The following is a 12,906-nucleotide window of genomic DNA, read 5'->3' as shown; positions in this document are numbered from 1 at the left end:
ACACGATTGCTCTAAAAATAAGTTATCAATTTAAAAATAATTATTTTATTTATAATCAAAAGAGAAAATAATATATGTGTACTGAGTTTATTTTACCTCAATCAACAGGTTATCGAATTTCAGGTCGTACAATGGATTTTGCAGCTACATTTACTTGGCAATTGGCTGCCATACCCGTTGCAACCAGCTTAAAAGCCATTGATAGTCTGAATCCCAATACTCCTGCATATAAATGGCAAGCAAAATATGGGTTTATGGGTATTGGTATTAAATTACCTTTAAATCTATTGGATACCAAAGTTTCTGATGCTATGAATACTGAAGGATTCTCAGCAGCAGCATTGTGGCTTCCACCATCGATTTATCCTAAAAAAGCTGATGCTCCACAACATGCAAAACTCATTTCTGCACTTGATATTTGTGGTTGGGCTGTTTCTAATTATTCTTCAGTTGAAACATTAAAAAACGATTTATATGCTATTCAACAGGGTAAAACTACATCTTTAGGTGAAACTCTATATTTCTGGGACCCATTACAATTTTCTGAACATACAGAACTCAATCAAAGTAATGAAGTAAAAAATTTAATTCCTATTCATTTCCAATTCCATGATAAAACAGGAGCAAGTTTAGTTCTTGAATTCCATGATGGTGCTTTATCGATTACTGATAATAGCGATCTTGGTGTGATGACGAATAATCCGTTTATTGATTGGCATCGAACAAATTTGGAAAACTATTTAGGCGTCACAAATGTCGAAACAGATAATAAAACCATCATTGGTTTGAATGTTAATAAAGCCGGAAATGGTGGTGGTTCCATTGGTTTATCTTCATCAGCATTACCCGCCGACCGTTTTCTACGCACTACAATGACATTGAATTATTCAATGTTATGGTTAAATCAAAATCCTAAACCGAGCAACAATGCTGCGATTGCCCACACCATGAATGTCATTAAAGGTATTTATGTAACACGTGAGCAGTGTATTGACCAAAGCGGTAATCCTAAAGGAGACTATACTCAATGGGAAATTGTGCGCGATCATGAAAATCAAGTTTTTTATATCGCAACCACAGCCAGTTTAGGTTTTTGGCAAGTCAACTTTTCAGATTATCAACTTCAAGAAAATGCTAAACCACAATTCGTTGTCATCTCCGACGCAATCAAAATGCCTGTTTTGACTGCTTCTGCTTAGAATTGAACTAAAATAAAAAACTGCAATCATTTGATTGCAGTTTTTCTGAATCACATCAATTTATGTTATTGCAAACTATATGCAATGACGTAATCACCATGATCAGGCGATTGACGAGCCCCGCCCGCCGTAATCATCACATACTGTTTGCCTGTTTTAGGTGAAACATAACTGATCGGCGTTGCTTGACTACCAACAGGTAAACGTGATTTCCACAACTCTTTGCCCGTTGAAGAATCTAATGCACGTAAATAATAGTCTTGTGTTGCTGCAAAGAAGACTAAACCACCTTGCGTCGCCATTGGTCCACCAATCGTAGGCATACCAATCGGTGCTTTCAATCCCATTTTGATGCCCATTGGGCCAGTATCTTCTACTGTTCCCATCGGCACTTGCCATGCAATTTGACGTGTTTTCATATCAATTGCTGTCATCGTGCCATAAGGTGGTTTTTGGCATGGAATATTCAATTTCGACCAGAAACGGTTTTTATCTACTTTATATGGCGTACCTTTCATTGGCACAGCCCCCATACCCGTATTCACCTTTTCACCGCCATTTGCTTCTCGTGCAAGATCTTCTGGTGTTTGCTCAACCAGCTGAATCCATAAGCCCAAACGCATATCATTGACAAACATATATTGATGGCTTGGATCAAATGCAATACTGCCCCAATTCATTCCACCCAAAGAGCCAGGGAAGCTGAGTGAAACATCTTTACCCGGTGCAGTAAATAAACCTTCGTAACGCATTGATTTGAAGTTGATACGACACATCAATTGATCAAATGGTGTTGCACCCCACATGTCTGATTCAGTTAAGGTTTGATTACCAATTTGAGGCATTTCAACCGAACGCGGTTGTGTTGGGCTGTATTGTTCACCTTTGATATCCGCAGGTTTTACAGCTTGCTCCACCACTTTTGTCAGTGGTTGACCTGTGACACGATCTAGCACAAAGAATTGACCTGATTTTGTTCCAATTACCACCGCAGGCTTATTTGTTCCATCTTTCATTGGGAAGTCAACAAGACTTGGTTGCATTGGTAAATCAAAGTCCCATAAATCATTATGAACAGTTTGATACACCCACTTTTCTTTACCTGTGGTGGCATCTAAAGCCAATACAGATGAGTTGTACTTGTGGTCGAGTGGCTGACGATTACCACCCCAAACATCGACAGATGAACTTCCCATCGGTAAAAATACGGTGTTCATTTGCGGATCATAAGACATGGCTGCCCATGAGTTAGCTGAACTACGCTTATAAGTTTCGCCGTCTTTAAGTACATAGTTTGGATCAGGATTACGTGGATCAAATGCCCAACGTAATTCACCTGTAATGACATCGTATGCACGAATAACACCACCTGGCATATCTGCCGCAAAGTTATCTGCAATACGGCTACCAATGACCAATACTGAACCAGCCACCGTTGGCGCAGAAGTGACTTCAAAACGTGGGGCTTTGGTGCCCTCACCCAATCCTTTTAATAAATCAACAGTACCATCTACACCAAAGTCTTTACAGCGCTCACCTGTGTCAGCATTGACAGCAATCAAACGCCCATCAGGTGTATTGGTATAAACACGACGTAAACAAGATGTATTTGTTGCAACTGCTTTTACGGGTGTTGCGCCAACTAGTGTTGGTTGTTGCAATGCTTGAGTTGAGTCAAAGTATGCAACTCCACGACAACGTTCCCACGCATCCGCTTTAGAATTGACTTCAGCTTTCCAAAGTTGTTTACCTGAATCGGCTTCTAAAGCAAAAATATTATTGTGCGGGGTACATAAGAAAAGTTTATTTCCGACCTGCAATGGTGTCATTTGATCTTCAGCACCATTACCCGAACCTGTTGTGAAATCACCTGTACGAAAGCGCCAGTCTTCTTTTAATCGATGTACATTGTCACGGGTAATTTGATCTAAAGCTGCGAAACGACTACCACCAGCATCCTGTCCATAATGTTGCCAATTGGTTTGCTTCATATCTGCTTTAACTGGAACCAATGGCAATTGCGCACCAGAAGCCGTGACCGTTGGGTGTGGAATAAACATTTGATAGAGACCAATAATCATACTCAATACAGTTAACCCACCCACAGCATAAGCAGGTAAAATAGCAGTCGGTTGATATTGATAACGGCGTATCGCAGGTAAAGTCAGCATGAGAGCTGCAAATAAACCTGCTGGGAACATAAGTCGAGAAAATAAAGGCCAAAATTCCCAGCCAGCATCAAACAGCGACCAAATAATAGTTCCAATAAATACAACAGCGAAAATACTTACGCCTAATGCTTTTTTCTTAAAAATAAAAAATGCGGATACTAACGTTAATAGACCTGAGATCACGAAATACCATGATCCGCCTAATGTCACCAACTTCACACCACCGACGGTAAAAAACAATCCTGTCAGTAGCAAAGCTAGCCCTAAAATAAAACACCATATTTTCAGTATGATATGTGAGCTTGTAGATTCAGACATACGTCATACTCCTATATTAGAAATTCACGCGCATACTTAAACCTGCAACCCACGCATCATCGACTTCTTTAACACCCGCAGGCTGATGAATATATTGTAGATTTGGTCTGAGCATGATCGCAGGTGACCATTGATAGGTATAGTTCAGCTCAAGATTGAGCTCATCACGTTGTACGGGAATATAATCTGCCGCAAGTGCATCATATTCGTCATAGCCACGACTGGTATTGGTTGCAATTTGACGATCGGTATAACGATCATTGACTGAATAATTTGCAATACCAAAACCAATTGAATCGTTTGGACGACTATCAAATGGTCCTTTGTACCAAAGAGCCAGTTGTTGTGTGCTTTGTACGGCTGTGGTGGCTTTATCATTCACCACGGCATTAAAGCTGACATATAAACCACGTTTAGGGTTTTCACCTTGTTGGGTGAGTTGTTGCTGTGCATTCAACCAAAAACTATGTTTGCTATCGTGGACTTTGCCAACTGTTGCAATATCATTGGCTTCAGCAGTCGAATACAACGCACCCAGCTTATATTCACCTGCTAATCCATTGAATGCTGCAAACTTAGGTCGCCAAGCCAGTTCCACAGGAATGGTTGCCCCTTTGACATTGTCCATATCCAAGTTAAAACCATCACTTTTTCCAGTTTTAACATTGTCAGGGTTTACTTCATAGACACCAACACCCAATGTCCATTCAGGCGCAAATTGGTATTTAAGATTAGTACCCCACAGCCCAACTGGTAAGTTGTACCAAATTGAACCAATCGACTTACCGAGTTGACCACCACATAACAATAAGTTTTGAAATTCACATTGCGAGCTATTAAAGTCATCTGACATGCCCATACGACCAATTTTGAATTGCACCGTATTGTCAGCAGAACCTTTTTTGACCCAAGCCTGAGTTAAACGCCAAATTTTGCCTCGCCCATAAATCTCTTGGGTGTTGCCTAAAGCACTAGAGCGTGGATCTTTAATTCGCTCTAGTGTTAAAGAATTACCATCGCGCTTGGTAATTAAAATATTGGCTGTGGTATTTTCCCAACCCGCAATTTTGCCTAAATCAAAATTTGCACCTAGGGCCAATTGAGCCGCATTTTCAAAGCTATTATCGTCGTTATAGCCACCCTCTAGATTGGTTGCTGATTGACTCATAATCGCTGCGGTAAATTTATAGCCGTCTTTTTCTAATTGCTGACGTTGCCCGTTCCCATCTCCGAGTAGCCATTGACGATCTTGCGACCAAGGCTGATCGGCAAAACTACTTTGTGCTGTACAAATGGCAATTGCCAAACAACTCATTTTGACCAATAAAGAACTTGAATTCATGTCAAAGCCTCCATGCTTTTATTTAAATTTCACGGCTGAACTAAGTTCAGAAGTTGCGCCTAAATGATCGGTAACATTTGCAGTCACCGCCGCCACTTTTGTTGTTGGCTTCCATGATGCAATCGCAATACCTTCTGCATTGGTCACAGCAACAACCGAACCTAAATACAATTCCGCTTCATTTGAATTTGCTGATGAGTTTCCAAACAATTCAAGCTGATAACGTTGATTCGGTTGCCCTTTAATTTGCGCGACAATTTGTCCTTTAGACAAAGTTAATTTCGGTGCCTGAATATTCTGGTTGGGTTGAGCATTACAGCCTTGCTCATTTGGTTTGTTGCAGGTTTTTTGCAAATTTGCAGGATCAATTTTGACCCCATGACCACGTGAACCGACGAAATGTGCATGCTCTAATCCCGGAATATCAAAGATAATCGCGCCGACACGTTGATTCGGTACGCAACTTCCGCCCGCCTCACAACGTTTAATTTCTTTGCCATTATTCCAGATTAAGTTTTTGGTCAAAGTAATATGGGCATTGGCATCTTTTTCAGAGCGGATCGCGATTCCCACCCGATTGCCATGTACTTTATTGCTGTCAAAAATATTGCCATCACCCGTTAGATTAAAACCATTCGAGTTATTGGTTAGTTCGTTATAGGCGATATAGTTACGTTTACCCCAATTGATCTGCAAGCCATCTGAATAATTTTCAAACTTGTTGCCGACCACAGAATTGTCATTCCCCCATAGGATTTCAATGCCTTGTGATGGTTCTGGATTTGCAGAAGTGGAAATAAAATGATTATTTGCCACTAAGTTAAATGCAGCACCACGGGTTAGCTCTAAACCGTCACCATTGTCTTGAAAGTAATTATCCAATACCTTGTTATTATTGGTGGTGGTTGCAGTTGGATTGCCTCTGCCATCATCTCCCGTCAACATCACACCTGCACCACCATAGTTGTGCATAATGCGGTTATGTTGAATCAAGTTGTTGCTGGCACGGTTCATCAAAATACCGATACAGAAATGACGAATTTCTAAACCTTGAATCGTGACACCATTAATGTCCCGCAACACGATACCCGGTAAAGTTGTGGTACGCACATTGGTTCCAAACTGCCCTGCTACCGCACCCGGACAGGCTTCAACCCCTGTACCTTTAATGTAATTTGAACCATCTACTGCGACAAACTCACCTGTTTTTGCCCATTGTGTACCGATGATTTTGACAGGTGCTTTAATTTCAGGAAGTGGGCTATTGATCTTGATTTCATACGGTGCTTGCCCAACTGCTTGAATCAGAATTTCACTGGCTTCGCTTGGTTTGGTATTGGCTTGTTCAATCGCCCAACGCAGTGAACCTTTTTCAGTATCATCCTGATAACGATCAACGACATAAGTTTCAGCTGCTGCCAAACCTGATACTGCTAAACCGATTGCAAGCGCACTTAAACGTAAAGAAATAACGTTCATTTTAAAATCCTTTTCAATTATTGTGTTGGTTGAACTGTTTTTAAGAACTGTTTGAGTTGGGTCACATCAATTTGACCCGGTGCCGATGCCTCACCAATCATGCCGAAGCTAAAGCTACCGCCCATATTTGCAGTCGCAATTCTTGAAATGGTGCCTAACTTACCCATAGACATGGTCAACAGTGGTTTTTTAGATTGTTGGCTGACTTTTAACGTTGCATTCATCAAGGTAAAAACATCTTGTTTGCTTTGTGGCATCACTGCGATTTTTAAAATATCTGCACCTAGCTCATCCTGTTTAAGAAGACGCTTCACAATTTCATCTTCATTTGGCGTCTTCTGAAAATCGTGATTCGACATCACAATCAAAACTTTTTTGTCATGCGCCAATTTGACAGTATTTTTAACCACCTGCTGATCGCGGAACATTTCCACATCTAACATATCCATAAAAGGCTGTTTTAAATAGGCTTGATAGGTCTTGCCATAATCAGCATCACTAATGGTGAGTTTTCCACCCTCATTGTGAGTGCGAATGGTTGCAATCATGGGTTTAGTAACTAGAATCTTTTTTAATTCATGCCCTAAAGCAATCACTTGTTTGCTATCAGCAGCAAAATCTAATAAATCAATCCGAAACTCTGCTAAATCTGCATCTTGATTGGCTGCAATCACTTTTGCTTGAGCGATCGCTTGCTCTTTAGTTTTTGCAGTAATAGGTACAATTGTTTTAACAGGTAGTTGTGCCAGTGCCGAAAGTTCAACCTGTTTTTGAACATTTTCTTGAGCGTGTACCATTTGAACCGTAAATAAAGGGCTAACAAGCAACGTTAATGCTGCCAGTGTTTTCATTTTCATCATCATCTTCCTTAATGGATTGCCTGTCTTTCCCAAGAGCAAGCAATCATTCGTTATGCACTTAAAATTTAAATATCAAAAAACACAGTTTCATCTTCGCCCTGAATACGAATGTCAAAGCGATACACCACTTCACCATCCACTTCTGTGCGTTTGGCAATTAAGGTTTGACGACGTGTCGCCCATTCAATACTGTTTAGAATCGGATCGTTTGCATTCGCTTCCACTTCATCCTCGAAGTAAACACGAGTATGCAAACCAAGATTGATACCACGCGCAAATACAACCACTGCAATATGCGGTGCTTGAATAGAGCCCTTGCGACCTGCAACAGCGCCCGGTTTTACGGTATTGAAACTCCAGAAACCCGTTTCAAAATTTGCACCAGTACGACCCCAACCTAGGAAGTTTGGATCAACTGTTTTGCCTTGAGTATCGGCTTGACTTGGGTAAACACCGTTGGCATCGGCTTGCCAGATTTCTAACAACACATCTCGTAATGGCAAACCCAGTCCATCAAATACTTGTCCTTCAAGACGAATACGTTGACCTTGCGTTTTTTCACTCACCAACTGATTGTTAAAATTGTGTTCAAACACCTCAATATTGGCTTGCTGTGGTAATAAACCAATATGTACATAAGGGCCACCTGTTTGTGATGGGGTTTCTTTCAATTCCTGAAAATTCCACGCGTTCATTGTATTGCTCCCTTAAGTCAAATCATTTTCAAAATAAGTCGCACGACGACCACGAAGATGAATATCAAAGCGGTAACAACGGCTGTCAGCTTCAATGAAATTATTTTTATCTTCCAATGCAATCAAGGCACGACGTTGATCTTCAGATGGAATGGTTTTTAAAATTGGACAAGAATCGATTAAGGTATCGCCTTCAAAGTAGAATTGCGAAATCAAGCGCTGTGCCCAGCCATCAGCGATCAAAGAAAAATGAACATGCGCTGGGCGCCATTCATTGATACGGTTACGCCACGGATATGGACCCGGTTTAATGGTACGGAAAATAAAGAAACCATTTCCATCGGTGAGCGTACGACCACAACCACCAAAGTTAGGGTCCATTGCACCGATAAACTTATCATTCGGATGACGATAACGACCTGACGCATTGGCTTGCCATACTTCTAATAAGGCATTTTTAACGGGGCGACCAAACTGATCACGCACATAACCATGCACAATGATTCGCTCACCAACAGGTAAACCATCTTTGGCATAGTTCAGAATCAAATCATTGTCTTTTGGGCCAAAAAGATTGGGTGAAAAATGTGGTGAGGTAACTTCCGTCAAGGTCTCGCTGATTGAAATCAATGCATTTTTTGGCGAACGTAGCACACTGGTTTTATAGCCTGGTGTATATGCTGGCGGATGATCATCCGTATTTCTTTGCGGATACGCACCTAATGTATGAATTAACATGCCTGACTCCTTAATCCTGTGACTGTGCCGAAACGGGCTGCACATCTATTCCAATTTCTTTGAATACCTCTTCTGCCATATGCATTGCAGCATTTGCAGCAGGTAAACCGGCATATAATGAACTATGTAAGATCAGTTCTTTGAGTTCGTCCTTAGTTACGCCATTGTTAAAACAAGCACGTAAATGCATTCTGAGTTCATCTTCTCGTCCCAAGGCCAACAAAATGGCAATGGTAACTAAGCTACGGGTATGACGTGGTAAACCTTCACGTGACCACACTTCACCCCAAGCAAATCGACTAATAAAGTTCTGAAAATCTTGGTTAAAGTCATTCAGGTTCTCTAAAGAACGCCCGACATGTTTTCCACCAAGCACTTCCGTACGAACTTTCAGTCCTTGTTGATAACGTTGTTCATCATTCATTGACGTTGTCCCTGATTATGAAAGTTAGGTCGCATCTGTATGCGCAACTAAAGATTTAACAAAAATCGCCACCGCAGCAGCTGTTGCTGGAATCATCAATAAGCTAAGAATCGCTGTGAAAGACCAATCATTGCCTAACAAAACTGCACCAATCCAAGCACCAAACACTGCGCCAAATCGACCAATTCCTGTCATCCAAGAAATACCTGTTGCCCGACATTGCGTTGGATAAAAGCGAGCACTTAAGGCTGGCATCGAAGACTGAGCCCCATTGATCGCAATGCCCGCACATAGCACTAAGAATGCCAATAAGGTTGGATTATTGAGACTTTGACCAACGGCAACTGCAAATACACCTGCAATAAAGTAGAACACTGAAATAATGCGATTTGGATTGAAACGATCCATTGCCCAGCCGATAAATAGCGCGCTGAGTACGCCGCCAAATTGAAATAAACCACCGATAAATGCAGCACGTTCCATGGTTGCGCCTGTTTCACGCATTAAAGTTGGTAACCAACTGGTCAAGAGATAAATCACGACCAAGCCCATAAAATAAGTCGACCATAATAAAATCGTGCCTTTGGCATATTGTTTTGAGAACAACATACCAAACACGTTTTTCTTTTCAGCCACAGCCGATTGTTCTTCTGGAATATGAAATTCTGTTACACCTTGAACTTGTTGAGGTGCAATACGGCTTAAAATTTTGCGGACCTTTTCTGGGTTTTTACCTTTGACGATCAAGAATCGATATGATTCTGGTAAGCAAAAAATCACTAAAAGCATTAAAATGAGTGGCGACCAACCACCTAATAAAAACAAACTGTGCCATCCAAATTTTGGGATTAACCAACTACTGATAAAACCACCTGTTGCCATACCCAAGTTATAGCCACAAAACATACAGGTGATCAGAAGTGAACGAATCCTATTTGGACAATACTCAGAGAATAAAGTCGTTGCATTTGGCATTGCAGCACCGAGTCCAATACCCGTTAAAAAGCGTAATACAACTAAACTATCTAAATGAGTTGCATAAGCAGATGCCAAAGTGAAACCACCAAAAACTAGCATGGAAATGGTTAAAACAATTTTTCGTCCGAAACGATCTGCCGTTGGGCCTGATACCAATGCACCAATAATCATGCCGCCAAGTGCAGCACTCATCACAGGTCCAAGTTGAGAACGATCCAAGCCCCAATCTTGTGCCAACGCAGGTGCAATAAAGCCCATTGCTGCCGTATCAATCCCATCAACAAATACAATCAGGAAACAAACAATTGCGATCATCCACTGATATTTACTAATCGGTGCATCATTAATGAGTGCTTGCGCATCCATACTGCTTTTTGGGGCAGCAAATTCCTGTGCCATAGTTGCCTCCTTGTAGGCGAATTCCTTTCTAACCCTGTGCGGTTATATCTTTTGAATAAACTTGGACAATGTTTGGTTGAACACTTGCGGTTGTTCAATATTCGATAAGTGCGAAGCTGCCAAGACTTCAAGCTGACTGTTTTTGATAGACTGATGCATGAATTCTGCATCTTGAACTGTGGTTACAGGGTCAAATTGACCTGCGATAATTAAAGTGGGAATTTGAATTTGATTCAGTTGATCGCGTAAATCGGCATCAGCCAAAGCTCGACAAGCATTCGCATAACCTTGTGATGGTGTTAAAGCTAAACTTTGAATAGTTTTTTGTGCCAATACGTCATGGGCATAATCAAAGTACTCACTAAACCAACGTGTATGAGTGGTTTTAACAAGCTCTGCTAAACCCTGTTGTTCAACACTATTTGCACGACCATTCCAAGCTTCTGCCGTACCAATTTTTGCAGCCGAATTTGCAATTGTGACGCTCAGAAAACGCTCTGCATGATGAATCGCAAGATACAATCCTGTGATCCCTCCCATTGAAATCCCACAAAAATGGGCTTTTTCAATCTTAAGGGCATCTAAGACATCTACAACATCTTCAGCAAGATTCGACAAGGTTGTCGCATCAATAACATCACTTGCACCATGACCTCGTGTATCGTAAGTCACAACCTGATACTGTGTAGTGAATGCTGCAACTTGCGCTTGCCACATCCCATGATCAGTCCCAAGTGAATTGGAAAAGATAATGACAGGTGCATCTTTCAGACCTTGCACTTGCACTGCAAGTTGATGTCCTTGACGATTATGAATATTCATCATCATTTCGACTCTCCTTGAGCTGCTTGCAAAACTGCATCAATTTGCGCTTGGATATTGCCCAAATAGGACTCAGGTTTAAAAAGTGCGTCTAAATCAGATGTGGTGAAGTATTTTTTCACTTCATCTAATTGAGATAAAATATTTTTTAAATGAGTTTGTTGTTCGACTGCTTCCTGACACGCTTGCTCAACCACATGGTGTGCATTTAAGCGCCCAATTTTGCTTGCAAGCGTCATCATCACCGCTTCAGCCATAATCAAACCATCTGTACACTCAAGATTGCGCTGCATTGCTTCAGGATTGACTTGCATATTTTCTAGCACATCATTTGCACGCTCTAATGCGCCTGCACATAACTGGAAAATCTCAGGAATCGCCAACCATTCCGCATGCCAAGCACCTAAAGCACGTTCATGTTCTTGCACCATGCTTTGATAAACACTTGCCATCAGTGCAGGTACACGATTTGCCGCTGCAAGAATTGAAGCGGCTGCAACGGGGTTACGCTTATGTGGCATGGTAGATGAACCACCCCGACCTTTTACCGTTGGCTCAAAAACCTCAGCAATTTCAGTCTGCATGAGTAATGACCAATCACGTGCGATTTTTCCAACATTACCAACGGTAATCGCAAGCACACTTGCAATCTCAACGATACGATCACGCTCACCGTGCCATGTACATTCAGGTGTAGTCAGTTTTAATTCAATTGCAAAAGCATGCACTACAGCAGAACCCTGATTGTGCAAAGATGCTAATGAACCCACTGCACCACCAAGTTGGGCAGTTAACACACGTGCTTTCATTGCTTGCAAACGATCAAGATCACGCTTAAATCCGGCTGCATAACGTGCAAATTTATGTCCTAAGGTAATCGGCAACGCTTGCTGTAACCATGTTCGTCCAATCATCACCTGATCACGATAATGCTCGGCTTGTTTGAGTGAAACTTGATACGCATATTGAAGTTGCTGTTCAATCAAGACCAGCGCATCACGACATTGCAAAATCATTGCCGTATCAATGATATCTTGACTGGTTGCACCCCAATGTACGTATCGAGAGGCATCTTCATTCTGTTGTTTAACAATCGCGGTGAATTGTTTCACAAAGGGAATCGCAATATTCCCAGCTAAACCAGTTGCAACAGCCAAACCATCAAAATCAATTTCTGCTAAGGCATTCTGCCCAACCTGCTCGATAATCGAGGCAGTAGATGTAGGAATGACATTTATTTTTGCTTGGGCTTTAGCCAAAGCAACTTCGGCTTGGATCATATAACCCAATAAAGCACGATCATTAAAAATGGCAGTGACATCAGGCTGATAAAATAAGCTGGCGTATAACTGGCTCATGATAGACCTCACTCAACACGCTGAATGATGAGAGCGATGCCTTGCCCCACACCGATACACATCGAACACAACGCATATTGCCCTTGAATCTGTTCAAGTTGATTCAAAGCCGTCGTCACTAAT

12 protein-coding genes are annotated in these 12,906 nt (G+C 41.5%); 1 reads left to right on the top strand and 11 read right to left on the bottom strand.

Features of this window, described 5'->3' with window-relative positions; translation table 11 throughout:
* Positions 1 to 74 precede the first annotated feature (74 nt).
* Positions 75 to 1,199, top strand: a complete 1,125-nt coding sequence (locus AAV96_RS01610; RefSeq protein ID WP_046738065.1) for a linear amide C-N hydrolase — start codon at positions 75 to 77, stop codon at positions 1,197 to 1,199.
* Positions 1,200 to 1,264: 65 nt separating this feature from the next.
* On the opposite strand, the gene AAV96_RS01605 is transcribed toward AAV96_RS01610, so the two are convergent.
* The 11 genes from AAV96_RS01605 to AAV96_RS17875 form a co-directional block, all read right to left on the bottom strand.
* On the bottom strand, positions 1,265 to 3,688 hold the full coding sequence (locus AAV96_RS01605; RefSeq protein WP_046738064.1) for a glucose/quinate/shikimate family membrane-bound PQQ-dependent dehydrogenase: 2,424 nt from the start codon (positions 3,686 to 3,688) through the stop codon (positions 1,265 to 1,267).
* Positions 3,689 to 3,704: 16 nt separating this feature from the next.
* Positions 3,705 to 5,030 carry a carbohydrate porin gene (locus tag AAV96_RS01600; RefSeq protein WP_046738063.1) on the bottom strand — a complete coding sequence of 442 codons (1,326 nt, stop codon included), beginning with the start codon at positions 5,028 to 5,030 and terminating at the stop codon, positions 3,705 to 3,707.
* Positions 5,031 to 5,048: 18 nt separating this feature from the next.
* The gene (locus AAV96_RS01595) at positions 5,049 to 6,509 is read right to left on the bottom strand and encodes a NosD domain-containing protein (RefSeq protein WP_046738062.1); all 1,461 of its coding nucleotides are present in this window, start codon (positions 6,507 to 6,509) and stop codon (positions 5,049 to 5,051) included.
* 17 nt (positions 6,510 to 6,526) lie between these two features.
* A complete protein-coding gene (gene aroD, locus AAV96_RS01590; RefSeq protein ID WP_046738061.1) occupies positions 6,527 to 7,366 on the bottom strand; it encodes a type I 3-dehydroquinate dehydratase in 840 nt (279 codons plus the stop codon).
* A gap of 68 nt (positions 7,367 to 7,434) precedes the next feature.
* Entirely contained in the window at positions 7,435 to 8,064 is a 630-nt protein-coding gene (gene pcaG, locus AAV96_RS01585; RefSeq protein ID WP_046738060.1) for a protocatechuate 3,4-dioxygenase subunit alpha, read from the bottom strand.
* 12 nt (positions 8,065 to 8,076) lie between these two features.
* Positions 8,077 to 8,802 carry a protocatechuate 3,4-dioxygenase subunit beta gene (gene pcaH / locus AAV96_RS01580; RefSeq protein WP_046738059.1) on the bottom strand — a complete coding sequence of 242 codons (726 nt, stop codon included), beginning with the start codon at positions 8,800 to 8,802 and terminating at the stop codon, positions 8,077 to 8,079.
* Positions 8,803 to 8,812: 10 nt separating this feature from the next.
* Entirely contained in the window at positions 8,813 to 9,226 is a 414-nt protein-coding gene (gene pcaC / locus AAV96_RS01575; RefSeq protein ID WP_046738058.1) for a 4-carboxymuconolactone decarboxylase, read from the bottom strand.
* Positions 9,227 to 9,250: 24 nt separating this feature from the next.
* Positions 9,251 to 10,603 (bottom strand): MFS transporter, encoded by a 1,353-nt coding sequence (locus AAV96_RS01570; RefSeq protein WP_046738057.1) that lies wholly within the window; start codon positions 10,601 to 10,603, stop codon positions 9,251 to 9,253.
* 42 nt (positions 10,604 to 10,645) lie between these two features.
* Positions 10,646 to 11,431, bottom strand: coding sequence for a 3-oxoadipate enol-lactonase (pcaD, locus tag AAV96_RS01565; RefSeq protein WP_046738056.1), 786 nt, complete (start codon positions 11,429 to 11,431; stop codon positions 10,646 to 10,648).
* Positions 11,428 to 12,783: a 3-carboxy-cis,cis-muconate cycloisomerase gene (gene pcaB, locus AAV96_RS01560; RefSeq protein WP_046738055.1), complete on the bottom strand. Its 1,356-nt coding sequence runs from the start codon at positions 12,781 to 12,783 to the stop codon at positions 11,428 to 11,430. Before pcaB ends, pcaD begins: the two co-directional genes overlap by 4 nt.
* An 8-nt stretch (positions 12,784 to 12,791) precedes the next feature.
* A partial coding sequence (locus tag AAV96_RS17875; protein ID WP_155857115.1) for a hypothetical protein occupies positions 12,792 to 12,906 on the bottom strand: 115 nt, incomplete at its 5' end.

Source organism: Acinetobacter sp. AG1, from assembly GCF_001005525.1.
GTDB lineage: Bacteria > Pseudomonadota > Gammaproteobacteria > Pseudomonadales > Moraxellaceae > Acinetobacter > Acinetobacter modestus.
Note: the sequence above shows the minus strand (reverse complement) of the source record. Positions and strands in the feature narration are given on the sequence as shown.

What these genes read in the sequence shown, in the direction of transcription:
- AAV96_RS01610 (WP_046738065.1), top strand. Translation starts at nt 75, where the DNA reads ATGTGTACTGAGTTTATTTTACCTCAATCAACAGGTTATCGAATTTCA.
- AAV96_RS01605 (WP_046738064.1), bottom strand. Translation starts at nt 3,688, where the DNA reads ATGTCTGAATCTACAAGCTCACATATCATACTGAAAATATGGTGTTTT.
- AAV96_RS01600 (WP_046738063.1), bottom strand. Translation starts at nt 5,030, where the DNA reads ATGAATTCAAGTTCTTTATTGGTCAAAATGAGTTGTTTGGCAATTGCC.
- AAV96_RS01595 (WP_046738062.1), bottom strand. Translation starts at nt 6,509, where the DNA reads ATGAACGTTATTTCTTTACGTTTAAGTGCGCTTGCAATCGGTTTAGCA.
- aroD (WP_046738061.1), bottom strand. Translation starts at nt 7,366, where the DNA reads ATGAAAATGAAAACACTGGCAGCATTAACGTTGCTTGTTAGCCCTTTA.
- pcaG (WP_046738060.1), bottom strand. Translation starts at nt 8,064, where the DNA reads ATGAACGCGTGGAATTTTCAGGAATTGAAAGAAACCCCATCACAAACA.
- pcaH (WP_046738059.1), bottom strand. Translation starts at nt 8,802, where the DNA reads ATGTTAATTCATACATTAGGTGCGTATCCGCAAAGAAATACGGATGAT.
- pcaC (WP_046738058.1), bottom strand. Translation starts at nt 9,226, where the DNA reads ATGAATGATGAACAACGTTATCAACAAGGACTGAAAGTTCGTACGGAA.
- AAV96_RS01570 (WP_046738057.1), bottom strand. Translation starts at nt 10,603, where the DNA reads ATGGCACAGGAATTTGCTGCCCCAAAAAGCAGTATGGATGCGCAAGCA.
- pcaD (WP_046738056.1), bottom strand. Translation starts at nt 11,431, where the DNA reads ATGATGATGAATATTCATAATCGTCAAGGACATCAACTTGCAGTGCAA.
- pcaB (WP_046738055.1), bottom strand. Translation starts at nt 12,783, where the DNA reads ATGAGCCAGTTATACGCCAGCTTATTTTATCAGCCTGATGTCACTGCC.